Genomic DNA, 25,755 nt, shown 5'->3' on the forward strand with positions numbered 1-25,755 from the left:
ACGCCATGGTTCATCACAGACGTTCGTACGCCCCGATCCACCCGGTAAAGCCATGGGCTTCCGAGAGACGAAGTTCGGCAAGACTAACTTTTCAGAGAGGTACAAGAACTACTACAACCAACAGGATGTATGTCAAGTATTTTTTGGGAATAAATCATTTTTTAGGCACACCCAACAAAATCTATATGCCTATATTTATTTATAAATTATTCCAACAAGCTAAATTCAATAAAACTAAAATCTATTGACAATCCGCGCAAACCCCAGTAGTCAGAATCTTTCCTTTGGACTACCTAAAAAAGAACGGAAGTCAAAACAAGATCCTGCAAACAACACCGGGAAACATCGGTACAACAGGCAGGAATCTGTTTTTTCCCGAGCCCTTATGATTCATTTTTTACGGAGTAAACGGCCCATGAAGTGCACCCCCAAAACGGAACGCCCCTGCGCCCCCCTGCCCCCCGGCGGGAGACGCAAAGCCCCTTTTCTATTCTTTCTCATCGCCCTGTTGGTTTTGGGCGGAGGCTGCGGGCCCTTCAAACCCGCCCATCAAGAAACCGTGCCCCTGCCCATGAGCGAGAAGGTGATCACCGGCACGCTTGCCAACGGCCTCCGGTACTACATTCGGCAAAACCCCTACCCCAAGGACCGGGTGGAACTGCGGCTCAACGTCCGCTCCGGCTCCCTTAACGAAACCGAAGAAGAGCGAGGCCTCGCCCACTTCGTGGAGCACATGGCCTTCAACGGGATCCGTCACTTTGAACACAACGAGCTTATCGCCTTCCTGGAAGAAGCGGGCCTCACCTTCGGAGCCCACACCAACGCCTACACCGCCACCAACGTCACCAATTACCAGCTCAGCATCCCACTGGACCGCCCCGAGCTCTTGGACAAAGCCTTCCTGGTCCTGGGTGACTGGGCAGACGGCCTGCTCTTTGATGAGGGCGAAATCGAAAAAGAAAAGGGTGTGATTGTCGAAGAGTGGCGCATGAGAGACGGGGTAAGAAAGCGCGTGGGCGACAAAAGCCGGGCCGTGCTCCTGTCCGGATCCCGCTACCCCTTGCGTGATCCCATCGGCCTGATGACCGTGGTTAAAGGCGCCAACCGCGCCTTGCTCAAAGGGTACTACGACGCCAACTACACCCCGGACCGCATGGCCGTAGTGGTTGTGGGCAATATCAACGCAGTCGACATGCAGAAGCGCATTGAAAAGGCCATGGGCGGCATTGCACCCCGCAAGGCCCGTGCCGCCGCATCAAAGGAGGTCCCCCTTACCCCTGGCCTGCGCGTCACCACCATCACCGACCCCGAACTCACCGCAGGAACCGTGGCTATTGACCACTTCTTCCTGCGCAAGCCCACCACCACTGTCGAAGGGTTCAAGCGGGACCTCACCGAGCAGCTGGCCTTTGCCGCCTTTAACCGGCGTGTTCGAAAAAAAATCACCGATCAAGAGCTGCCCCTGCTGCGCGCCTACGCCCGCGTAACAGATGTTCAGAGCGAGCTGCACACGGCACGGTTCATGGCTCGCCCCGTCAAAGGAAGCGTCTCCAAGGGCCTTTCCGGTCTCTACGCCGAAATGGAACGGGTCCGACGCTTCGGCTTCCTGGACGAGGAGCTGGCAGAGCAGAAAACCGCCTTTGAAAAAGCCCTCACCGAGGCAGCCCGGCCCGATCGCCGCGTGGAGTCATCGGACCATGCCACAGCCATCTGTGAATTCGACACCTACGGCGGGGCCCTCACCGACCCAGATCAGGATCTGGCCCTCTACCTGAAGGTGGCCGACACCATCACCACAGCCGACCTCAACCGGGCGTTCAACACACTCCTTGCCTCCGACAGCCGCTCGGTCATCTTCACCTTTCCTGAGAAACGAAAGACCGAAATGCTTACCAAACAGGCGATCATGAACCTGGTCACCAGAGTTCATGAAAAAGACCTGGCGCCCTACACCCTAGCACCGGCTATCACCGCCCTTGTCGCTGCGCCCCCTAAAGGCGGAGACGTCGTGGTCAGCGAAAAAATGCCCGTCATCGGCGGCCAGGCCGTCACCCTCTCCAACGGGACCCGTTTCGTTATTAAACCAACAACCAACGCACCCGGTGAATTTCTGATCAGAGGCACGGCCACTGGCGGGCTCTCCGGCGTGGCGGATGCCGACTACAAGCGCGTGGGCATGGCCGCCGGCCTCGTGAACCAGAGCGGGTTTGCGGGCATCCCCCAAACCGAGCTGAACCGGTTCCTCGCAGGCCGGAACATCAACATCTCCCCTTCCATCGAAGCCAACACCACCTCTCTCACAGGCGGAGGCGCCACCAAAGAAGCCGAGACCCTCTTTCAGATGCTTCGCCTCTACTTCACCGCCCCAAATGTTTCAGCCAAGGCGCTGGCCATCCATAAAGCTCGGACGACCCAGGCCATCAACGCCAGGGCCCATGACAAAAAATTCTGCTTTACGGCAGACGCTGCCGAGGCCCGCCACAACGACAAATTCCGGGACCAGCCCCTTGCCATTGAGGACCTGGAGGGGCTCACCCCCAAAGCCCTCCTTGCCGACTACACAGGTTTCTTCGTCTCCCCTTCTGCCTTTACCTTCACCGTGGTGGGGGATGTGAACCCCGAGGAGATCGCCACCCTGGCAGCGCGCTACCTGGGCGACCTGCCCGCCGCAGCAAACCGAAAAACCAAAGTGGACCGGGGCCTCCGGCTCAAAGCCGTAGGCAGTCCCGAAAGCATCCGCATCACCGGCAAGGGAGACCTTACGGACCGGGCCTCGGTCTCCGCCTTTTACGAATCCGAAGCACCCTTTTCCCACAAACGGAGCGTTCAGCTCTCCGTCCTCCGGCGCATCCTCTCACGAAGGCTCAGGCTCTCGGTGCAGGTGAAAAGAAGCGGGCTATACTCCATCCACGGCGCCCCTCGCCTCCAGGCCGGAGCCCCACCACCCTCTCAAGGCATCCGTCTCCTTTACCTGCGATCCCCACCGCGTGGATGAACTCATCCCCCTCACCGAAAGCATGATCCGGGACATGGGAACAAAAGGGGTCACGCAGCAGGAGATGGAACTGGCCGTTAAGCAGAGCCTCACCACCCTGGCCCAGGTCGAGAAAAAAGACCGCTACTGGCTCAACACCGTCGCCACCTCCCTGGACCACGGCTGGGACCTGGGCGAGGTGCTCAGCCGAAAACAGATGCTTCAAAACACAACCGTTGACGACCTCAACGCCCTGGCCAAAGAGACCTTAACCGGCATCAAAGGGTTCATCACCGTCTACGCCCCCGACACCGAGGAGGCTTTATGAAGCGCCGCCTGATACATGTTAGCGCGGCAGCTCTCCTCTTCCTGGCCGGCACCCTGCCGGCCACGGCCGGGGAGCAGACAAGCCACGCCATTGCCCTCATCGGCACCCCGAAATACGGGGAACACTTCACCCACTTTGACTACACCAACCCCGATGCCCCCAAGGGAGGCACCTACCGTCGGGGCATGGTGGGCACCTTCGACAACATCAACGACGTGGCCGTCAAAGGACGATGCGCCGCAGGCATCACCTTCCTGTACGACACCCTCATGGAGTCATCCAGGGACGAACCATCCACCTCCTACGGCTTGCTGGCCGAAACACTCACCGTGGCTGACGACAACGCATGGGCCATCTTCCACCTGAGACAAGAGGCGACATTCCACGACGGGCACCCCGTGACGTCCGAGGATGTCTGCTTCAGCTTTAATGCCGTCACCGAGCAGAGCCCCTTTTACAAAAACTACTTCAAAGGGATCGACCGCGTGGAGGCCCTGGGCCCCCACACCGTCAAGTTCCACTTCAAAAAAGAGGACCGCAACCGGGAGCTTCCCTATGTCGCAGGCCAGCTCAAGGTACTGCCCGCCCACTACTGGCAGTACAGGGACCTGTCCAAAAGCACCCTGGCCCCCCCGTTGGGAAGCGGGCCCTATCGCATTTCCGCCGTGGAGCCGGGCAAACGCATCAGCTACGAACGCGTTCCCGACTACTGGGGCCGGGACCTGCCCGTGAACAAGGGGCGCTACAATTTCGACCGCATGGTGTTTGAGTACTTCAAGGACCGGACCGTGGCCTTTGAGGCCTTCAAGGCAGGGCACTACGATCTTCAAGGGGAGAGTGCGGGCAAAAACTGGTACCGCGGATACACCGGAAAAAACGTGGAGACGGGATGGATTAAAAAAGAAGAAATCCCCCACAGCATGCCCACCGGCATGCGAGGGGTCATCATGAACACTCAGGTGCCCCCCTTGAACGACCGAAACGTCCGGCGGGCCCTCACCCGGGCCTTTGACTTCGACTGGGTCAACAACAAAATCTACTTTGGCCAGCTCAAGCGCCACACCAGCTACTTCTCCAACTCGGAATTTGCCTGCAGCGGCCTGCCCACCGGGCAAGAGCTGAACACCCTGGAATCCATCAGGGACCTGGTGCCCCCGGAGGTCTTCACCACCCCCTTTTCCCTCTACAAAGGAGACGGCTCGGGCATGGACCGCAACCGGCTGCGCCAGGCAGCAGCTATCCTGACCGAATCAGGGTATGCCTTCAAGGACGGGGCCATGCGGGACCCACACGGCAAACCATTGAAGCTGGAGATCCTCATGGGCTCCAAGGCCACCCAGAAAAGATTCCTTCCCTTCAGGCAAAACCTGAAGCGCCTTGGCATCGAGCTCACCCTGCACCTGGTGGATTCCACCCACTACACCCAAAAGGTTCGAAACAGAGAGTACATGATGATCTTTTCCCGGTTCCGCCAGTCCCTCTCCCCGGGCAACGAACAGCGGGGCATGTGGCACAGCGAAACCGCAGGTGTCAAAGGGAGCCGCAACCTCTGCGGCATCGCCGATCCGGCCGTGGATGCCCTGGTGGAAAAAATCATCGCCGCCCCGGATCGCGAATCCCTGGTGGCACGCACCCGGGCCCTGGACCGGCTCCTGCTCAACGGGTACTACATCATCCCCGACGGCTACAGCGACCGCTTTCGCATCGCCTACTGGGACCGATTCGGCAGGCCCAACAAACTGCCCACCCACGGCCTGAGCATCAATGCCTGGTGGATTGACCCGGCAAAAGACGCAGCCATGCCCGACTGCCTGATCTCTAAAACACGTAGCTAATAAAAGCCCCCTGCAGCCAAGTTAAAAATGCCTCCGGCGGCCCTGCCGGGGGCCAAACTTTTGAAAAGTTTGACAAACAGGTTTTGCTCAATTTCACAAAAAGCTTCGCGAAAGCTCTTCCCCTGAGGAACGAAGGGGAAAGCGCATTCGCAACGTGCTTTCAAGGTGGCACACCTTGCCGCCGGAGGCCGTGCGGTTAAATCAACACTGGGCAAGTGGTGACAACGTATCCTGTAACGTCGAAGCTTGCGATCCAGTCCGCATAAACCATCAGCGTTCATGTCGGGCGCAGCCCGAGCCGAAGGCATATTTTTTTCGGAGTCCTTATGAAAGAGTACATCGCCAAACGGGTGTTTCTGATCTTCCCCACCCTTTTGGGCATCATCACCATCAATTTTTTTCTGGTCCAGGCGGCCCCGGGGGGGCCGGTGGAGACCATGATCGCCCGGCTCAGCGGCACCGAGGTCTCGGCCGTGGACCGGGCCACGGGCACTCAAGAGACGAGCGGCCCTTCGGACACGGAGGAGGCCCTGGGGGAGTCGTCGTCGCCCTATAAAGGGGCCGACGGCATTCCGCCCGAGGTGATCCAGGAGATTGAGCGCCTCTACAACTTCGACAAACCTGTCTTCACCCGTTACCTCCTTATGTTGAGGGATTTTTCGTGCTTTGACTTCGGCGAGAGTTTCTTCAGGGACAAGCGCGTGGTGGACCTCATCAAGGAGAAGCTGCCCGTCTCCATCTCCTTAGGGGTCTGGAGCACGGTGCTCATCTACCTCATATCCATCCCCCTGGGAATCGCCAAGGCCGTGCGCCACGGCAGCCGGTTCGATCTCTGGAGTTCCCTTGCCGTCATCGTGGGGGATGCCGTGCCCATGTTCCTCTTTGCCATCGTGCTCATCATCTTTCTGGCCGGGGGCAACTACCTGACCCTGTTCCCCCTGCGCGGCCTGGTCTCGGACAACATTGGCCAGCTGAGCACCTGGGGAAAGATCCTGGACTACCTCTGGCACATGGTGCTGCCCATCACCACCATGGTCATCGGCGGTTTTGCATCCCTGACCATGCTCACCAAAAACGCCTTTTTGGACGAGATCAGCGCCCAGTACGTCACCACCGCACGGGCCAAGGGCATCACGGAAAAACGCATCCTCTACGGACACATCTTCCGAAACGCCATGCTCATCGTCATTTCAGGGTTTCCCGCAGCCTTTATCTCCATGTTCTTTACAGGCTCCCTCATGACCGAGGTGATCTTCTCCCTGGACGGCATGGGACTCATGGGCTTTGAGGCGGCCATGGGGCGCGACTACCCCGTGATGTTCGCCACCCTCTATATTTTCACCCTCATGGGCCTGGCCTTGAGCATCGTCAGTGACCTCACCTACACCCTGGTGGACCCCAGGATCTCCTTCGGGTCGTCGGGGAACTGATCAAAGCTTGCCATGTTCAAAGCCTGCCTCCGGCAGGGCCGCCGGAGGCAAACATAAGCTGAATAGTTACTCGTTAGAAACAAAGAGACAATCCACGAACACCTCAGTGATTTTCCCTGAGGAACGAAGGGTAAATCGCTGAGGTAACCAGCTTTCAAGGTGGCTCACCTTGCCGCCGGAGGCAGCTTTTTACCCACCCATCGACCCAAACCGTGCACCCAAACCATGCACATGGATACACGCTGCATCATGAAATTATCGCCCCTTACGCGCAAGCGCCTGTCTGTCTTCAGGAGAGACCGGCGCGCCTTTATCTCCTTGCTGGTCTTCGGCGTTCTTTTTGCCATGAGCCTGGCAGCAGAGCTCATCGCCAACGACACGCCCCTTTACGTTCATTACAAAGGAAGGCACTGTTTCCCCCTGGTGGTCTCCTACAGCGACCGGGATTTCGGAGGGTTTCTCCCGTCCGAGGCCTGTTATTCCGACCCTTACCTGATCCATGCCATCGAAGAGGACGGCTGGATCCTCTGGCCGCCGGTGCGTTTCAGCTACGACACCATTCGGTACGACCTGCCCGTGCCGCCGCCCACGGCCCCTTCCCTTTCCAACCCCCTGGGCACCGATGATCTGGGCCGGGACGTTTTTGCACGCATCCTCTACGGGTTTCGCCTCTCGGTTCTCTTCGGGTTTGCCTTCACCTTTGTCACTTCGGCCCTGGGCATCGCCGCAGGGGCCATCCAGGGGTATTACGGGGGCCGGGTGGACCTGTGGGGCCAGCGGCTCATGGAGATCTGGTCGGGTATTCCCATGCTTTACCTTCTCATCATCATGAACAGCTTCATGACCCCGGGCTTCTGGTGGCTCCTGGCCCTGATGGTCCTCTTCGGGTGGATGCGCCTCGTAGGCGTGGTCCGCGCCGAGTTCCTCAAGGGGAGGCAGCTTGACTATGTGCAGGCGGCCCGGGCCCTGGGCGTGAAGGACCGGGAGATCATCACCCGCCACATCCTGCCCAATGCCATGGTGGCAGCCATGACCTTTCTTCCCTTTATCCTCTCGGGCTCCATCGGCATCCTCACCTCCCTGGACTTCCTTGGGTTCGGCATGCCGCCGGGATCACCCTCCCTGGGCGAGCTGCTCGCCGCAGGAAAATCCAACCTCCACGCCCCCTGGCTGGGCCTTTCAGCCTTTGCCATCGTAGCGTCCATGCTCACCCTGCTGGTCCTCATCGGAGAAGGCGTCCGAAATGCCATGGACCCCAAGCACATCCAAAAGGAGGCATCATGACACTTCTCTCCATCCAGAACCTGGCCGTGGATTTTCGAACCAGCCAGGGCTTGAGCCCCGCGGTTCACGACATGAGCTTTGATGTGGGCCAGGGCGAGGTGGTGGCCCTTGTGGGGGAAAGCGGCTCCGGCAAATCGGTGTGTTCCCATGCCGTTGTCCAGCTCCAGAAGCACCTGGCGGCACAGGTCCGGGGCTCCGTCTCCTTTGACGGCACCGAGCTCACCGGCCTATCAGACCGGGTGCTTCGCAGCTACCGGGGCCGGGAGATCGCTTACATCTTCCAGGAGCCGGGGACCTCCCTGAACCCCTTGCACCCCGTGGGCCGACAGATGACGGAGTGGGCCCGCATCGTGGAAGGGACGGACACCAGAACAGCCATGGAAAAGGCGGTACAGCTCCTGGGCGATGCCGGGATCAGGCACCCGGAGAAGCGCATCGGCCATCTGCCCCACACCTTCTCCGGCGGAGAAAAACAGCGCATCATGATCGCCATGGCCCTCATGGGAAACCCGAAACTCATCGTGGCCGACGAGCCCACCACGGCCCTGGATGCAACGCTCCAGGAACAGATCCTCACCCTCATCACCGGGGTTCGGGACCGTTACGGCACCGCCATCCTCCTTATTACCCACGACCTGGCCGTGGTGCGGTCCCATGCCGATCGGGTGGTGGTGGCCAAAGAGGGGCGCATTGTGGAGAGCGCCCCCACAAGCGAACTCTTTGGCGCCCCCAAAACCGCCTACACCCGGATGCTCCTGAACAAAAGCCACGGGGGCCCCGTCAAAGCGCCCCGGGAGAAGAAAAAACTCCTTGAACTCGAAGGCATCGGCGTCACCTATGCCCGCCAGTCCCGGTTCAAAAAAGAGCCCCCTTTGAAGGCGGTGGACGGTGTCTCCCTGACCCTCACCGAGGGCACCACCTTAGGGATTGTCGGCGAAAGCGGATCCGGCAAAAGCACCCTGGCCCGGGCCGTCCTGCGTCTCATCCCCTCCACCGGCACCATGCGCTTTGACGGAGAGCCCCTATCCGAACTCACAGGGGAATCCCTAAGGCAGCTCCGCCGAAGCATCCAGGTGGTGTTCCAGGATCCCCACAGCAGCTTCAACCCCAAGATGACCGTGGGCGATATTGTGGGCGAAGGCCTGCGCGCCTTCAACCACCCGGGGCCCTACACCGAAAAAGTGGTAGACCGATGCCTCACCGACGTGGGCCTTGCCCCCCAAGACAAGGAGAAGTACCCCCATCAATTCTCAGGGGGGCAGAAGCAGCGCATCGCCATTGCCAGGGCCCTTGCCCTCTCCCCCAAGCTGGTGATTCTGGACGAGCCCACCTCGTCCCTGGACCGCAACATCCAGTTCCAGATCGTCTCCTTATTGAAAGAGCTCCAGGCCAAACTGGGCCTCTCTTACCTCTTCATCAGTCACGACCTGGACGTGATCCGTGCCATCAGCCACGACATCGCGGTGATGAAGGCTGGAAAACTCGTGGAATGGGGACCAGCAGACACCGTCTTTGCCTCGCCCTCACACGACTACACACGGATGCTGCTGAAAGGGGAAACCATGGCGGCACACAGAAATACCCCAGTGGGTGAACGCTAAGATGTCATGGTTCACATGAAGTGCTCATGCGTACGAGGAGGTTTCGTTGAATAAATCGATTCTTGTTGCCACCATTCTATGCGTCTCTCTTTTTGCCTGGTTGTTTCACAGCCAGCATGCTGATGTTTCAGAACCGAAATCAGAGACAAGCTCAATATTGACAGAATATCCCGAAAAGAAGCCTGAGAGTACATCAGCAGACCATTATTCAGCTATCCAGAGTGAAGCTATGGTTCCGAAGCCCCGAAAAGAGCCATCGACCTCCCCCACGGTGACGTCAGCAAAAGATGAGATCGAAAGCCACGTGCAAGGCATGATCCCGAAGCACCATGCCGAACACCTTGACGCCCTGATCAAAGGCAACGATCTGGAAGGGTTCCTGGCTTATATTTCACGTCATAATCTTGATATAAACGCCTTCACAGATGATCCCCATGCCCTTCGGTTGTGTGAACGCTGGATTACCCATTCCACGGAACCTGTCAGCGTCGAGATACTGCAAAAGTTGATGGATGCCGGAGCCGCCCTTGATGAGCCCGGCCGTGATCTATTTTCCTATCTTCTCCTCAGTCGGGACGAAGAGATTCTGAGTTTTCTCGTTGAAGCATACCCACACCTTATTCCCCGCGATGGCGTAGAGGCATTCAAGCTGCAGGCTTATGCCGGCAGCCCCGACATCATGAAAAAGTTGCAGGAGGAAGGTGTTACTATCACCCCAGATGATTTCACAGAAAAGGAGCTTATTGCCATTGAACAGAAGTGCTGGGACCCGGAGTGTTTTGTCATTCTCGAAGAGGCAGGCATCCGGTTCGAAAAGCGTGCGGTGTATAACGCCATCATGCACGGTCGCCTGGAATCCCTGGCCCACCATGCCCGACATTTGCCCCTGTCCGAATTAGAGTTCGATGATAAAGATGCTCTGGATATCGCCCTTTTAAGCCCGAGAACCACAACACGCACCGTTGCATTTCTCCTGGAGCAGGGGCTCGCCATTCAACCGAAACACCTCCAGAAAGCGAAAGAAAATGTTGCATTTGACGGAGTCCTTACCCTTGAAGGAGGGACGGAAAAATTACACGGTTCCGCCTCCTCCGACGGGTACCCTTTTGCAAAAGAGGTTCTGAATTATATGAGATTGAAATCACGTCAGAAATGACTCGCCCTGGCAAAAAAAACACAAATATTTACTTACGCGGATTACCGCGATGATGACGATTCTTTTTTAAAGGCGCAGAGGCTTCTCTCCGAAAAGCACAAGATCCACCTCCTGCTTTATCTATTCCCCTTGACAACCGACCTGCATACGCCTTATTGAAAGTAGTACGGCAAGCCAAGAAAAAGTGCACCCTATAAAGATTTCACATCGCAAAACACCCCCACGCCAGTTCAGGGAGACACAATGAACGCCCCTTTCTCAAAACCGCAGCTGAAAAATGTCTCGGAGACCTTACTGATCCCCTTAAGGGCAAGGTATCTTGAAACCCAGCGACCGGACGGAATCATTCACGATCCCCTATCGTGTGACATCCTGAAGCAAATCGGCCATGACTTTTCGGGAGAAAAAGAGGTGTCGGACATGTCCCAGACCGGGGTGGCCATCCGCACCGAAATCCTTGACGAGCAGACACGCCGATTTCTCGATACCAACCCCGAGGCGGTGGTTGTCAACTTAGGGTGTGGGCTGGATACCCGCTTCCTGCGCCTGGATAACGGCCGCGTAACCTGGTTTGACCTGGATATGAAAGATGTCATCGACATCCGGCGCAGTTTCTTCCAGGAGACAGACCGGTTTCGCTTTATCGGCACATCCGTCCTGGACATATCCTGGCTGGACGATATTCCCAAAGACAGGCCCACCCTGTTCATTGCCGAAGGCCTCCTCATGTATTTCACGGAAGACGAAATCAAACCCCTCTTTGAAGCCATCCAAAAAAATGTGCCGAATGCCGCCATGCTTTTCGAGGCCATGTCCCCCTTTATCGCCAGAAGCTCAAACGCGCACCCGGACGTGAAAAACTACGACGCAACCTTCAAATGGGGCATTGTCTCCGGCAAAGAGCTGGAGACCTGGGGCCTGGGCCTGCGTTTTGTGAAAGAGTGGTACTACTTTGACCGCCACAGGAACAGGCACTCTCCAATGTTCCGATGCCTCTCCCTGCTGCCGTTTTTCAGAAAGGCCATGAAAATTGTCCATGTGAGGTTATGAGGTCACGACAGCGCGGGACCCGCTCCTCATCCGCCTTAACCTCAGACGGAGGAAACATTTTGTCAAACGTGCAGGGACGTTCCTTTGAATGTCATCATTCATTTCAATGATGACATCGTACAATCCTCTTGTTTGAAAGGGCCTATAATGTTAGCTTGGCACAAACAAGAGCCCGCATGACACGCCTCCGGCGTTTTATTCGGCAGCATGTTGTGTCTGTTAATGACTTCAGGACCATGGGGATTCATCCCAGATAAAAAGGAAAAGAAACATGACAACAAATGAAGAGACGATTGTAATGACGCCCCTTTGGTTGGCCATTGAAGAGAATCTGCTTGCCCTTGAGGGACAGAACATCACCGAAGAGAACAAGGAAAAAACTGTCCAGAAGATAGTTGGGGAGCTGGACGGTAAAGGGTATGCGGTTTCGAAATCCGGAATTAAAATGATGGCACTGAGATGGGCTTTGGAGGACATGCTGAAGGTTGGAAGGCCCATGCTCAAGGACCTGACCAAGGCACTTTCCGAACTGACCCTTGAAGACCTTGCCAACCCCTGCCATGCATCCTACAGGGTCACGGATAACCTGGGCAAAACCTGGGAAAGGATCCAGAAAACGGACAGGCGAGACGCCCTGCTCCAAATGTTTGAAGAGGCCAAGCTGGATCTGCTTGTCCAGAAAGCCAAGGGCCTGGACGGCGACCTGGGCATTCGGCTCTTGATTGAAGAGACCGTGGAAAGCCCGGTGATCTTGGAGCGCATGGGTATTCCCCAGGAAAAACTGGATCAGGTACATGCGGATATCGCCGCAGAAATCGCGGCAAGAAACAATGTACTGTCTCTGCTTGAAACCGTCGAAGGCAAGCCCGACCATGAAAAGGTAAAATTCCTTTTCAGCAATGATATCCCGGAAGAACTCATCATTGAGGTCGCTCAGATCGCTCAGGCAGACATCGACAAAGCCAAAAAAGCCATGGAAGAAGAGCTGAAAGAGCAGCAGCGACTGGCAGAAGAAGCCGCGGCCAAGAAAAAAGCCGAGGCAGAAGGCCCGGCCCTCGAAGACATTCCCATGGACCAGATGGCTGAACACATCTATGCCATCCGTGAGATCCAGTACTTCAGTGACGTGGAAAAAGAGATCCGCACCATGTGCGAGCAGAGCGCCATCCCCAAGGCCATTGTGGACCTCTCCTTTTCAGATCCCGACAAGTTCGATGAGCTTGAAAAACAGTGCGAAGGATAACGGGCACACCCCTACCCACCCCTTCACGATAAAATAAATCATCCATGTAGCCACAAAAAAAGGCCCCGAATTTCGGGGCCTTTTTTTGTAAGGCCAGAGATAGTCACGTCCCACCTCAATTGAAGACTCTGACAGTCCAGCTCCTGTGCGAGCTTGATCTTTTCCAACAGTACTGAGCTGTTCCCCAGTGCATCTGTTCCCTGCGCCACTTTGCGTGGAAGCCCACCTCCTTTTCGAAAACTGAGGGAGAATGGCCCCCACTCATCGTTACCTCCAAATGAAGTCTATGAAACGCGAACCAGAAGGACACAGCCTACAGAATCGTTCAGTTTTGTCATCATACCGGAAAACAAAGTGGCAGAACTAACCTCCATCTGCGGGATCGTATGGGCCAGCACATCGTCTTCAGTCTCTGCCCGTCCCGGCACGCCGGTATCCTGATTTATCGACGACACAGGCGCTTGCGTTTCTGCTCTCTATCCCGGACATTTAATAAAAAACGTTCAGAATAAAAGCCGCCGGCGGTCCTGCCGGGAGCAGCTGAGTAGTTACTTCACCGTTATGAAGAATCGACACATGCGAATGATACCCACACTAACGGCCATGGCGATATGCATGACAACGACAGGGGTGGCCGGTGAAAAAACATCCGCGGCAGATCAGCACCCATTTCAAGCTGCAGAGGAAGCCCTCGGGTGCCTGTTGGAAGAGGCGTATACAAAGTTGGAGGCATCGTTTTCCGATGAGTTGAGGCAGGCCTTCCTGAAAGATTTAAAGCAGCCTGGCTATCCATTCTCTCCCAGGGTGGTCCATTGGGAAAAACAATTAAAAGCAAACACGAAACAAATGCTTCTCATACGGTTGCGACACTTCGCTGCCATTTTGAAAAACAGGTGATAGGCTTTAAGCTCAGTACGGATAAAAAGGGAACCATCGTGGATCTGCGGTTCCTGCCCGCAGAACCCTTATAGGTATGGAGCCCACTGGCCTGCTCTAAGCCGAAAACATTTCGGCAAAGTGCCTCGCTCACAACAGGCACGTCAGCTCAACGACTTCCCATGGGACGGCCTGCCTCTTACTGGCTCGATCTCAAAAGCTACCGGCCTGCAAAAATGACCCTCCCCCTTCTCATCCTCCATAAGGAAAGGGATTACCAGGTCCCCTTGCGGATTACAACCAACGGGTGCAGCCCCTTGAGAACAAGGACTGCGTAGTCTTGAAGCGTTCCCCGAACCTCAACCCCTCTTCATGCCCGGAGAGGCCCCGAGCCGCTTGCCGAATAAACCACACCTGGCTATGTCGACCCTCCTATGATTAGAGATATCGAACTGTGGATTTAAACGCTGCCCCCAACTAACAATAAGAACTGATAAACAGGTCACAGCAAACCGCCATAAAGCCCAATGCCCCCACACAATTACTACCAACCAAACAACAAGATAAAAAAACTTGACCTCAGGCTTGCTTTTAAATATATTTTCGCTGAAACAAATTTTATTTAGCAAGCCTAATGAAATTTCCTACATAGAAGAGAGAAACATGGATCGCCGCAAATTCATCAAATATTTATTCATTTCGACACTCACAACCTACCCAACCCTCCTATCACCTTTAAAAAAGAGCCTTGAAGCAGAACCAATAGCTGTCATGAATAAAACAACCTCACGAAATTGGTGGGAAGAGTCTTGCTACATGATTGACTGTGATAAATGCATAAACTGCCGAGCCTGTGAGGATGAATGTCCCGTGTCTGCTATTTATCAGTGGAACGATAGTGAATGTGCGGTCATAGATCCAGACCAATGTATTTGTTGTGGTGAATGTGTAAAAGTATGCCCCACAGATGCTATCATTGAAAGATAGTAGCGCCCCCTTTCAAAAACAGTATCAAAAACCAACTATCACCTAAAATTGTAATAGCCACACCGACTTTGCCCCATGGATACGCCCCAAAAACCGCAGAACCATTTAAAAACGGCAACAATGCTTATGCTTAACAAAAAAAAAGTAATCGTATGCAGCCTCTGTATATTACTATCAATAGTGACCTATATGGTGATCCCAACACGGTTTGAGAATACTCAGCCTCATGCATCTGCTCCTATCCAAATAAACAGGCAAGAAAGCCATAAACAAAAGACGGACATGATCCCTCCTCCCTATTCGAAAAAACCCCAAACAAATCACGTCACTACCTCACCGGCAAAAAGCTCTCCAAAAACCGACACAGAGGTCGTGCCTTCGGACCTTGTGCCTGCTTCTTCCACGTCTTTGCCAAGGAAGGTCACACGTCAGTTATTCGATATTTACAACACTGAAGACATCGACGCATTGATCGCCTATATCCTGAAACATAACATTGATATCAACCGACCATTAAACACACGAAACCATGTGACTTTATTCCACAGCATCGTACGACGTAATCTAACTGATGCGAAACGGCTGGTTGATGCGGGCTTAGTGGACGTTACGCGCCATCCGAATATTCTGTCAGCCGCTGTCATGTCCGGATCGGTGGAAACCTTGGACTGGATCATTGGACTTGGAGCTCCCATCACCAAAACGAACGCAAGGGAAGAAAATCTTTTCTTTGATGGGGTCCTGTATGGCAATATGGACATGCTGAAAAGGCTCGAAGATTTGGACATCATCAGCCATCAAACTCTACGCGGCAGAGATGCCCTGGACTGGGCCATCACCACGACGAGGGCAGAGCCAGACACGTTAAACTACTTGTTAGACACGGGGTTCACCATCAAAGAGAGAAACTACTACGATGCTGCCAAATACGGTTCTCTCGGTTCCCTTGACTTTTTAAAAGCCCACACATCCGATCTCACTGAAATCCGCATATTCGACCAAACCATGATGGATATTGCCGTGGAAGCCTCGCAACCTGTGAGCTACATCCAGGCCCTTGAAAAAGAGGGGTTTGTGCTCAACGAAAGTCACCTTGAAATGGCCAGAGCAAAATCAGAAACACATCCCGACGTTAGCGCACTTGTTCGCTACATTGCCGATAGAGTTGAAACAAGAGAACCCTGAATCCGCACACAGTAACCTTGCAGCCACGTCTGCAAATACGTCGGCCAAAACTGGCAAGCACTGGCGAGAATGGCCCCGAAATACCGGGGCCGTAATTCGCCAAACACATTGAGGGAGACATCACTCCCCGCGCTTAGAGGCCTTGATGGGGTTAAGTTTCTTTTCAACGGGCCCGTTTGACGCAAGGGCCGCCACGATATGGTGGTTCTCGTTACGGATCTTTTCGGTGTCGTACCCCAGGGACTCCAGGGTTTCGATACACTGCTTTCGCTGCCCCCCATAGCGGTTGACGTCGGCCAGGTTGCGGCCCACCTTATCCGGGGTCGTGAGGTAGAGGCCTTTTTCGTCAATGGCCATTACCTGCCTCATACCGTGCACCTCGATTTCATCGATGACCATCTCGCGGCTTGTTCCGAATCGGTTGGGTTCCATGTGTTTCTCTCCTTTAGATTAAAGGTTAGACCTGCCGGGCAGGCAAAAATTAAATCTCATCATTTCAAGGCACAACCGCACCATATTCATCCTAATCACTTTTTTGATCATGGGCAATAATTTTAGTGGAGCCTAAAAAATATTGCCCAAATAGCCTGTCTTTATGTTGGACATGGGTTAAAAAAACAGAAAAAAGAAAAGAGCCCCATGACGGTGCACCACCCGCTTAACAGCCTGAGATTGGGGCTCAGTCTGGTGTTTTATCAACACCTTGGTTATAAAGCACTGCACACGTCATTGAGTTACCCCGGATGAACCCAGTTGCTCTGCATTTAAAAAGCAGAACGACACTGCCGGGCAACCTCACCAGGGTTCACGCCGAAGGCTTTCCGGTAGGCGCAGATAAAGTGGCTTACATTGACATACCCCACGTCGTAGGCAGCTTCACTGACGTTTTTCGCCCCCGCCTCCAGAAAGGCACGAGCCACCTCCATTTTGTGACGTCTCAAATAACCAAAAACAGTGGTTCCGTAGACGCGACGGAAGCCTTCTTTGAGCTTTGTCTCGTTGATGCCCGTCTGACGGGCCAACGTGGCAATGGAGGGGGGATTTTTCAGGTCCGCCACAAGGTAATCCCTTGCGGAATGGATCCTGTCGGTTTCCTGTGGGGTAAAAGGCCGGCCTATCTCTCTGTGGGCTGGCGCCAGGGCATTCACCTGGAGGCAGAGAAGCTCAAGGGCTTTGCTCTCGAGGAAAAGCTCCCGACACTCACCGTCAAAGGGACAGGAGAGTATCTGATGGCAGGCGGCTTGCATGGCGGGAGGGAGGCTTCCGGTGACGGTAAACTTGTCCTTGTCCCTCCCCTCTCCTTCGGCGATGGGACGAAGCCGAGGCGGCAGGCAGGACGCATCTTCCCCCACCAGGGAGTAGAGAAGGGACGGGTCCACAGAGAGCCCCACAATACAGATATCCGTATCGCCCACCGCCTCGCAGCGTCCTGAGGTATTCGGGGCATAGCTGGCGTTTGCAGCGCCGGCGCTGCTTCGACACCAGGATCGGGTCATGTCCAGGATCGCCATGCCCTTATCGTCAGCCAGCACCAAGCCGCCGAGATGTGGGCTCCCCGCACATTCAAACCAAGGACCAGCGGCCTGCGGGCACTGAACCGGCTCACGGTAACATGGAGACCGCGGCGAATAGGGATCACCTCGTAACTGGCATACTCTTCCGAAAGCCCGGCCATGGAACTGGCAATCTCCCCATAGGGTGAAGCCTCCGACGTCTTTCTGTAATCACTGAAAAGAAAAGCCGTGCCATCTTCCGATCTCTGCTGAAGCATCTCTCGTTCCATTGGTAATCCCGTCAACACCACGTGGGTTCTGTGGAAATGTGTCGATTAGGAAACGGCCACGCGAGCGGCGATATCCAGAGTGTTGTCATATGACCCGTCTTCGGGTTGTCTCACGGTTACGTCACAGAATCCTGCCTGCTTCAGCGCATCGGTTAACCGAGCTTCGGAGATGGCATGGGTGGGATATCCGCCCAGGCGGGTCATGAATTCCATGATCAACCCTTTCCAGGCCTTTTCCCTCTGACGTCCAGGGTCATGTGCCTGGAGACGAACACCCCTCCGGGGTTCAAGGCAGCACGAACCTGCTTCAGGAAATCAACGATGCGATGATCGCGGCTCCACTCGTAGAGGTAGTTGGAGACAAACACCAGGTCATACCCCGTCCCGAAGTCCTCACCGGACTCAAGGTCCACGCCCCGCGCTTCGAGGCGCCCTTCATAACCCGCTTTCGAGATATACGGCCCCGCAGCCTCCGCCACCTCGGGCAAGTCATACACAACCGCCGAAAGGTCCGGGTTCCGGTCCAGGATCCCCATGGAAAAATAGCCGAAACTTCCGGCGATGTCGCACATGCGACGCATGGAAGTAAATTCTGGCAACGATGCGATGAACGACGTCGCGCTCTGAATTTTCCCACCCCGGCCCCCTTGGAGCATGGTATCCATCATCTCCCCGTTCGCCCACGCTCTGTCATCATGGGCAGCGCCCCCTTCGGTCATGATCTGTTGGGCGTTGCTCAAGAGATTGGACATGTTTCCCATGGCTGTCAGCACCTTTCCTTGAAATGCCGGGGAAGATGAGACGAAAAATTCACGGGATACCGAGTTTAGGGCATACGTCCCATCCTCTCCGGAAAGGTATCCTCCTTCGCGAAGAATCTCAAGAAGGGCCTGGGTCATGCCCGCATCGGTCCCAAGAGCCCCGGAAAGGCCATGGGTGTCCATGGAGCCACTCTCCAAGGCGTCAAAAACGCCTAATCCAACGGCCGTTTGAATAATCTGGGGCATATGGGCGGTGAACAGCATATTGAAAGTATCTTTAAAATCAGCGGTAAGCTTTGGGAGTTTCATCTATTGTTCCTTATTATTAAGTCAGAGGTATCATCCCCCTTTTGGCGATCATGCTAAGAAGAAAAGGAAGGCATGTCAAGCTATTTTAGGCATGCCAAACTTTTTTTTTTACATCAGGCTCCATCCATAATCCCTACCCCAACTGCCAGGCGCCTTACCTTACTACAGAAGAAAGGCCGGGACCCCTGTTCCAGACCGACACGTTTGTCAAAAGGCCACAACGGCCGCTGAGTAGCCTTGCGCAGGGGCAAATGACAAACCAGTCGCCCACACCCCGTCCCCCCGGTCGGGAAGACTCACCCGAAAATACCCGTCCGCATCTGTCCCCTCTCCCACAGAAAAGGACTCCAACGAGCAGCTCAGCCCCTCACCCGTAGCCTTTACGTACGCCTCTTTTCTCGTCCAGAGGTCAAAAAAAGCCGCCAATTGCCCTCCGCGGTGAACCCTGCGAAGCCATGCAGATTCCTCTGGGTGAAAAAAAGCATCCGCCACGGACAGAGCATCATCCATCAACCTCACACGCTCCACGTCTGCCCCTACGCAGGAGTAACGCGAAAAGGCGAAAAGGAGCAGATTGCTGCTATGCGAGACGTTAAAGGAAAGACAGGCGCCCCCCTCCGCCATGCGAAGCCCGGGCTTTCCGTATGGGCCCTCCGCCAGGTGGAGCTGCCGAGGGCTTGAACCGAGATAGCCACCCAAAAGACAACGGAGCACACCCCGTGAAACAAGGGCACGCCGTTGATCCTCATCACGAAAAAAATGCTGGGCTTTTTGGTGGTCCCGACGGGACAGGAATTGAAGCATCTGTGGAATCAAGGGAGAAAGAAAGGGCAGTGACGCCACCCACAGGTGTACCTGATGCTTTTTTAAAGGAGGAGGGCAAAACGATTTGCAAAGATCAGAGGTGAGAGTGTGTGTCACAAGGGTTAAAGGAGGCGGGTGAAATGCAGACGTCACGATCATTAAATGGGCTCCTTCACGGTATCGATTCACTCGTCCGCAAGGTAAACACGATTATGAATCGGTGTATTGCAAGCTTAAAGGTCGCTCAAATCGATCCCCAGCGCTAAACCTTATGCCTCAACACCCTGCGACTCACGGACCAGCTCAAGCCCGAGGGTCACGTCAACGCAACGGCTCACCAAGCTCACGCGCACCCGGGCTTTTTTTTTTCTCCGATTGACAAATAAGATATCCCCCTCGCGTTCCTTGAGTGGCCCATGGACAATTTTAACCCGCCCACCCTGACACACCCCCTTTGAGACAGGGATCACCCCATCCGGCCCTGCCATGGAAAAAAGGTACTCCATCTCATGGGGAAAAACACTGACAAACCGATCATGGAATTTAAGAGGGGCGGCCGTCCCGACCCACTCCTTTTGTGCCAGGTGGTGAGCAAGTATTTCAATATCGTTCTGAACAAACAGGTACCCCGGGAAAAGGGCCATGTGCACCCGTTTTTCCTGGCCCTTGAAGGTATGAATCACTTCTTTCCTTGGAAGGTAAAAAGTCACATCCTGACTCAAGAACTGATTTAACTTAAGGGCAACGGTTTGTTCGCGGCCAGCCATTGTGTGCAATACATACCAGTTACTGGATTCATGGGCTTGATTCATTGTTTCCCCGGGAGAGTTCGACTTGCCTTGTCAGTGAAGAAAAAAGTCGTTAAGCATGGTCGAATACCTAATCGACACCTGGCCACTATGGGCGCAACAGCCACCTCAAGACGGCATGCCCAGGCAAGCCTGCTTGCTACGCCAAAACTTATTTTTTTTGCTTTAACAAACTTTTTAATCCACAACAAGATCAACAGGCGCAGGAACGCATATTTCACCCACTCGGAGCACTAAAAAGACGTTTCAGGATATTCTATCAAAAACCGTTATAGAAAAAACCCGAAAGCTATTCGGATCGCATCAATGTCGACCTGATTCATAGCGGCAGGTGTTTATATGGCAACAGAAAAAGAGCGACGCTGATCTACAAAAAGCCCAGTGCTGAAATATCGTTCCGCACCATCCGGGAAAATGGTCGCAATTTTTTTACCCTGTCCAAACAACCGCCTCATTTTCAGCGCCGCACACATGTTGGCGCCGGAGGAAATCCCGACAAGAAAGCCTTTTTCACTTGCAAGACGCCGTGTCATGTCAACGGCATCATCATCATCAACTTCGATAACTGCATCGATGAGATTCGTGTCCACAATGGAAGGGACAAATCCGTCGCCTATCCCTTCTATCCTGTGAAGCCCCGGTTCATGCCCCAAAAGGGCTGAAACATTCTTCGGCTCAACCGCAACGATTTTAATGTCAGGATTTTTTTCTTTAAGGTATCTGCCTGTTCCCATAAGCGTTCCTCCGCTTCCGAGCCCCGAAACGAATACGTCCACCTGCCCGTTCATGGCGGCCCATATTTCCGGGCCAGTGGAAAGATAGTGCGCCTTGCTGTTGTCATGATTTTCGAACTGATCGGGGACATAAATATTATCACTTTTCAGCTTGATATCATTCAGCATCGAGACAGCTCCCGGGACGTTTTTTTCCGAAGCGGTCAAAATAAGCTCCGCATTGAGAGCCCTGATCATCTTTTTCCTCTCATCACTCATATTTTCCGGCATGATAATCTTAACAGCATACCCTTTGACCGAACCAACCAAGGCAACGGCAATCCCTGTGTTCCCACTGGTGGCTTCCGTTATGACCATACCTTTTTTCAACTCTCCTCTTTTTTCAGCTTCTTCTATAATATAAAGAGCGACCCTGTCTTTGATTGAACCGCCGGGATTCAGGTACTCAGCCTTGGCATAGATATTCATGCTATCGCTTTCCCCAAGACCGATGTGAAGCATTGGGGTAGACCCTATCTGTTCTAAAATACCTTTTGAAATCATGTGATGAACCTCCATTTAGATACGAATCATACGTTCATGTTTCAGCCGTGACGGCACCGACATATCCACGGGCAGAGCCGAGCACAAAACGGCTCGCCAGCGGCCCAGCAACCTGCTTATTTTGTGAATGCCATATTATGGATAAGGAAACAGATTCGAGTTCTCAGGGCCAGGTCAACATCGTTGTCCCGCCACGAAGGGAACCCCGTCGATTAATTCAGGCAGGGCTGAAGGCCTGCTCGGATGGATTGGCGGTCTCTTCAAGAGATCTGAGAATTATTCGTGAAATAAATCGCAAAAGCTCCTCCCTTTCGGTATGGAGAAAAAAATGATCTCCCCTGATCATTTCGAGACGGAAATCACCGGACGTATGATCCGCCCATGCTTCGAGTTCCTCTGTTTTCGCCTCGATATCCCCTGTCCCGCCAAACGCAAAAACAGGGCAATCGAGGGGTGCTGAATGCGAAAAGACATATGTTTCGTCGATGGAAAAGTCAGCACGTAGAATCGGTATGAACATCTCCATGAGTTCCCTGCTTTGCAAAACGGCCTCAGGTGTTCCTGAAAAACGACGCAACTCACGCATAAACTCTTCATCCGGAAGGTGATGGAGGGGATTCGGCTCCGGGATATGCGGGGCACGGCTTCCGGAAACGATCAGGCTGCATGGGCTGAGTCCCAGCGATGCACGAAGGTTCTGAGCCAGTTCAAAGGCTATCCTTGCGCCAATGCTATGCCCGAATAGAACAAAGGGACGGTCCAGATAGGGAACAAGCTCGCGTGAAAGCAAATCAACAAGCTCCTTCATATTGTCTACAGGCGTTTCGGCAATCCGGTTTTCTCTGCCTGGGAGCTGAACAGGGTAAACGCCCACATTCTCGGGCAATAAGTCTGCCCACAGCCGATATATTGACGCACCACCCCCGGCATAGGGAAAACAGAAAAGCCGAAGCTGCTCGCTACCACGTCTCTTTCCAGGCATAAGCCATTGGGAACAAATCATTTTATGCACCATCTCCACCTAACAAACCAATCTTGTATTTATGTATTGCCCCAAGCAGTGAAATTTACTCCGCTGTCATGGCATGTGCCGACTCCATGGTTTTGTTGCGCCTTTCATGAACTGCCCCCCATACAATAAGCAAAAGGGACAAGCCTGTAACAACCACGGCAAATAAAGAGATATCCTGAAACCCATGAATTCTGGCATTTACAGGAGCCATGGTGATAGCACCATGGAAGTCGCCGTCACTGTAAAGCCTGACACGGCTGCTCCAGATTGCGCCAAGAATCGATACCCCGACGACCTGCCCAAGGGTCCTTGCAAGTATCAGGAGGCCTGAAACAATACCGAGATATTCTTTCGGTATCGTCCCCATGACAGCACTGTGGCTGGGAGACATGAAAAGCCCCATACCTGTTCCAAGAAACAGCATCGCAACGATACACTGAAGGGTGTTGGTATTTGGACTAATCCCCACGGCAAGCAGCCCATAGGAAAAAACCATAAGCAGAAGCGACGCAATGATCATTGTGGATGCGCCAAACCGATCCGACAAGACACCTGACACAGGAGAAAACAGAACCATCATCAAGGACATGGCGCCAAACAGCAATCCCACCTGGTTCGCCATATAGCCAAGGATGTTCTGAAAATAGAAAGGCGAAAGGAGAAAAACCCCACTGATAGCCAAATAGAAGAAAAAAGTAATCAACAAGTTAACGCTTAAAAAAACATGTTTAAACATCCTCAAGTCCATCACAGGACTTTTGCTCTTGAGTTCGACCACCACAAATACGAATGCACAGACAAGGGAGAAACCAAGCATGCTCAATACATCAATTTTGTCAAAACCGGATCGTTGCCCAAAAGTCAGGCCCATAAGAAGGGAAAACATGCACAGAAAAAAAACTGTTGCCCCCTTAAAATCGAATGTCGGCGTTAGGGGCGTGCTGTTGTCAGGGACGTATCTCACAACCATGATACTGCCAAAAATACCAATGGGGAGGTTGACAAAAAAGATCCAGTGCCAGGAAAGAAAGTCTACTAAGAAACCACCAATAACAGGGCCAACAATGACCCCCAAAGAGACAACCGATGCAAGCAGCCCCATCGCCTTCCCGCGCTCTGCAGGTGGGAAGGCTTCTGTTGCAACAGCAAAACCAAGGGCAAGGATCATTGTGCCCCCGAGCCCCTGGAGAACACGGAACCCGATTAACCAATGAACCGAAGTGGCCAGCCCGCACAGAACAGAGCCTGTCGTGAAAAGGACGAAGCCCAAAAGATAAATCTTTTTTTTCCCCACCATGTCACCGAGGCGGCCCATAATAAGTATCAGTGTTGTGACAGTAAGGAGATAACTTACGACAACCCACTGAACAATTGCAAAATCGGTTTTGAGGTCTTTCACAAGCGTCGGCAAAATAAGGTTTACGATACTGCCGTCGACAGAGGCCATGAAGCCCCCGATCATCACTGCAAATAAAATACGCCACTTCTGGACAACATTTTGGTTTTCCTTAAGCATGGTTAACCTCATTGGTAAATTTAGGCTTGCACTCGTTAAATCCGTTCTTTATCTTTTCGCAAAAATGAGCATCACCGACACGGCACACCACACGATACGGGTCCTCCATCGTGGATGGCAAAAAGAGCTGCTCCAGCTCAAAAACAAAGAGTTATCCGGAGGCTTTGCTTTCATCTCACTTCGCGTCATGCTGACGAGTCTCTACGCATTGACAAAATTCCCATACTCACAAGGGTCAGGAATGTTGCTGACCAATTCGTCGATCTTGATAAAATTGGGTTTTCCAAAGCGTTTCATCATCTCCAACCATATGTCACTTATCCCCTTCAGATACCCCTCGGTTTGATATTTCCCTGTCACTCCGGTTTCTATTTGCTCTTGCATCAGCTCCAACGCCGATAAAATGGCATCTGGCCAGTAGAGACTTGTTACCTCATTGAATGAGGGCCCTGTCGTGTCGGAAAAGACAACGGAGGTTGGCTGAGTGTAGTGTTCGTATTTTGATTTATGGTATTCGAAAGAGATATGGCCACTCTCCGATGTCGCACGCGCATGTGCGCCTTTGGTCGGCACCGGATACCCCTGAGTCCACACGACGGGTCCATGGGAACTGAGAAGGGTTGTGTTGCCACTTTCTGAACCTATGGTCACCCTGTGCATCATCAGGTAGTTTTGATCCAAATTACCGGGGTCAAAATAATTTTGGAGCTTAAAGGTTACCGGTACCCCGGCGATGACCCCCTGAAGGCATTTAAATGGCAGAAACTCTGTTTCCATCACAGAGGATACCGAATCCGTCCACTCAACCGGGTCGGTGAATTGATAAGGTTCAAGCCGGCCCAAGGCCTGCCCGATAATATCGATGGTTGAATAAATCAGTGCCGTGGAAGCATCCACAAACAATGGACGCTCACACCCTATGGTTTTGGAGACGTAATCGATAAAGACCTTGATGGGTTTTACATGAACAAAATGGCTGTTGATGTGATAGTGACTCCCGCTCTCCCTGGCGCATTTAAAGCACTGCCTGATGTCCCCGGGGTGCACAGGGTGCTCTTGGATAACGTTGATCCCCCTCTTCAGCAATTGCATTGATAGGTTTGTCCCTTGACCGCCAAGCAATGTTGACTTGACGACAACACAGGCAATATCGATTGTTTCGGGAACCTCATCAACAGACGTGTATAATTGAACGCCCAGTTCACTCGCAATTGTTTCAGAACGCTTACTTCCCTTTGCAAGGATACCACCCAGGCGAAAGCCTGAGTTCTCGCTTAAAAGGGCCGAAAGGTAAAATTTCCCAAAATTCGTACCACAGACAAGAACGTTATATTTCTTCATTTTCCACCTATTCAGCAATCTTATCTTTTACGGGTAACCAGACATGGTTCAAAAAAAAGCCGCAAGGAAGCATATGAACGCCTGCAAACAGCAAGGAAGTCCCTTGTGAACGTGTATAGCGTCGAGGGTTTCTTGTGACCGAAGGCCAGAACAATCCTCGATTCAACCGCAGCAAAAATGATTTAAAGGGGGTT

The 25,755-nt window shown here is 53.5% G+C and carries 22 protein-coding genes; 12 read left to right on the top strand and 10 right to left on the bottom strand.

Annotated features, from left to right (window positions below; translation table 11 throughout):
- The first annotated feature begins 415 nt into the window (after positions 1-415).
- The 12 genes from ACOYW2_RS16500 to ACOYW2_RS16555 all read left to right on the top strand — a co-directional run bounded on the left by ACOYW2_RS16500 (position 416) and on the right by ACOYW2_RS16555 (position 15,949).
- A complete protein-coding gene (locus tag ACOYW2_RS16500) occupies positions 416-2,995 on the top strand; it encodes an insulinase family protein (RefSeq protein ID WP_482767219.1) in 2,580 nt (859 codons plus the stop codon).
- A complete protein-coding gene (locus tag ACOYW2_RS16505) occupies positions 2,988-3,302 on the top strand; it encodes a hypothetical protein (protein WP_482767220.1) in 315 nt (104 codons plus the stop codon). The genes ACOYW2_RS16500 and ACOYW2_RS16505 overlap by 8 nt, the downstream gene beginning before the upstream one ends.
- Positions 3,299-5,137, top strand: coding sequence for an extracellular solute-binding protein (locus ACOYW2_RS16510; protein WP_482767221.1), 1,839 nt, complete (start codon positions 3,299-3,301; stop codon positions 5,135-5,137). The genes ACOYW2_RS16505 and ACOYW2_RS16510 overlap by 4 nt, the downstream gene beginning before the upstream one ends.
- A gap of 326 nt (positions 5,138-5,463) precedes the next feature.
- The gene (locus tag ACOYW2_RS16515) at positions 5,464-6,567 is read left to right on the top strand and encodes a microcin C ABC transporter permease YejB (protein WP_482767222.1); all 1,104 of its coding nucleotides are present in this window, start codon (positions 5,464-5,466) and stop codon (positions 6,565-6,567) included.
- 249 nt (positions 6,568-6,816) lie between these two features.
- The gene (locus ACOYW2_RS16520) at positions 6,817-7,851 is read left to right on the top strand and encodes an ABC transporter permease (protein WP_482767223.1); all 1,035 of its coding nucleotides are present in this window, start codon (positions 6,817-6,819) and stop codon (positions 7,849-7,851) included.
- On the top strand, positions 7,848-9,452 hold the full coding sequence (locus tag ACOYW2_RS16525) for an ABC transporter ATP-binding protein (RefSeq protein WP_482767224.1): 1,605 nt from the start codon (positions 7,848-7,850) through the stop codon (positions 9,450-9,452). The genes ACOYW2_RS16520 and ACOYW2_RS16525 overlap by 4 nt, the downstream gene beginning before the upstream one ends.
- Positions 9,453-9,498: 46 nt before the next feature.
- Complete coding sequence (locus ACOYW2_RS16530; protein WP_482767225.1) at positions 9,499-10,608, top strand: hypothetical protein; 1,110 nt, start codon at positions 9,499-9,501, stop codon at positions 10,606-10,608.
- Positions 10,609-10,851: 243 nt separating this feature from the next.
- A complete protein-coding gene (locus tag ACOYW2_RS16535; protein ID WP_482419139.1) occupies positions 10,852-11,658 on the top strand; it encodes a class I SAM-dependent methyltransferase in 807 nt (268 codons plus the stop codon).
- A 271-nt stretch (positions 11,659-11,929) separates the two neighbouring features.
- Complete coding sequence (locus ACOYW2_RS16540; protein ID WP_482419140.1) at positions 11,930-12,901, top strand: hypothetical protein; 972 nt, start codon at positions 11,930-11,932, stop codon at positions 12,899-12,901.
- 615 nt (positions 12,902-13,516) lie between these two features.
- The gene (locus ACOYW2_RS16545) at positions 13,517-13,798 is read left to right on the top strand and encodes a hypothetical protein (RefSeq protein WP_482767226.1); all 282 of its coding nucleotides are present in this window, start codon (positions 13,517-13,519) and stop codon (positions 13,796-13,798) included.
- Positions 13,799-14,593: 795 nt separating this feature from the next.
- Positions 14,594-14,764, top strand: coding sequence for a 4Fe-4S binding protein (locus ACOYW2_RS16550; protein ID WP_482423754.1), 171 nt, complete (start codon positions 14,594-14,596; stop codon positions 14,762-14,764).
- Positions 14,765-14,953: 189 nt separating this feature from the next.
- The gene (locus ACOYW2_RS16555) at positions 14,954-15,949 is read left to right on the top strand and encodes a hypothetical protein (RefSeq protein WP_482767227.1); all 996 of its coding nucleotides are present in this window, start codon (positions 14,954-14,956) and stop codon (positions 15,947-15,949) included.
- Between the two features lie 120 nt (positions 15,950-16,069).
- Here the strand turns inward: ACOYW2_RS16555 and ACOYW2_RS16560 are convergent, their stop codons facing one another.
- From ACOYW2_RS16560 to ACOYW2_RS16605, 10 genes are all read right to left on the bottom strand, one after another.
- On the bottom strand, positions 16,070-16,381 hold the full coding sequence (locus ACOYW2_RS16560) for a hypothetical protein (protein ID WP_482415461.1): 312 nt from the start codon (positions 16,379-16,381) through the stop codon (positions 16,070-16,072).
- A gap of 332 nt (positions 16,382-16,713) precedes the next feature.
- Complete coding sequence (locus ACOYW2_RS16565; protein ID WP_482767228.1) at positions 16,714-17,481, bottom strand: helix-turn-helix transcriptional regulator; 768 nt, start codon at positions 17,479-17,481, stop codon at positions 16,714-16,716.
- Positions 17,482-17,777: 296 nt separating this feature from the next.
- Complete coding sequence (locus ACOYW2_RS16570; protein ID WP_482767229.1) at positions 17,778-17,945, bottom strand: hypothetical protein; 168 nt, start codon at positions 17,943-17,945, stop codon at positions 17,778-17,780.
- Between the two features lie 2 nt (positions 17,946-17,947).
- Entirely contained in the window at positions 17,948-18,802 is an 855-nt protein-coding gene (locus tag ACOYW2_RS16575) for a methyltransferase (protein ID WP_482767230.1), read from the bottom strand.
- Positions 18,803-19,009: 207 nt separating this feature from the next.
- Entirely contained in the window at positions 19,010-19,765 is a 756-nt protein-coding gene (locus ACOYW2_RS16580; RefSeq protein ID WP_482767231.1) for a 4'-phosphopantetheinyl transferase family protein, read from the bottom strand.
- Between the two features lie 110 nt (positions 19,766-19,875).
- On the bottom strand, positions 19,876-20,418 hold the full coding sequence (locus tag ACOYW2_RS16585) for a transcription termination/antitermination NusG family protein (protein WP_482419145.1): 543 nt from the start codon (positions 20,416-20,418) through the stop codon (positions 19,876-19,878).
- 332 nt (positions 20,419-20,750) lie between these two features.
- On the bottom strand, positions 20,751-21,692 hold the full coding sequence (gene cysK / locus ACOYW2_RS16590) for a cysteine synthase A (RefSeq protein WP_482419146.1): 942 nt from the start codon (positions 21,690-21,692) through the stop codon (positions 20,751-20,753).
- Positions 21,693-21,909: 217 nt separating this feature from the next.
- Entirely contained in the window at positions 21,910-22,707 is a 798-nt protein-coding gene (locus ACOYW2_RS16595; protein ID WP_482767232.1) for a thioesterase II family protein, read from the bottom strand.
- A gap of 52 nt (positions 22,708-22,759) precedes the next feature.
- Positions 22,760-24,220 carry a DHA2 family efflux MFS transporter permease subunit gene (locus tag ACOYW2_RS16600; RefSeq protein ID WP_482767233.1) on the bottom strand — a complete coding sequence of 487 codons (1,461 nt, stop codon included), beginning with the start codon at positions 24,218-24,220 and terminating at the stop codon, positions 22,760-22,762.
- Between the two features lie 201 nt (positions 24,221-24,421).
- Positions 24,422-25,561 carry a Gfo/Idh/MocA family oxidoreductase gene (locus ACOYW2_RS16605; protein WP_482419149.1) on the bottom strand — a complete coding sequence of 380 codons (1,140 nt, stop codon included), beginning with the start codon at positions 25,559-25,561 and terminating at the stop codon, positions 24,422-24,424.
- Between the last annotated feature and the right edge of the window lie 194 nt (positions 25,562-25,755).

The organism is Desulfoluna sp. CLI2B, from assembly GCF_056847375.1.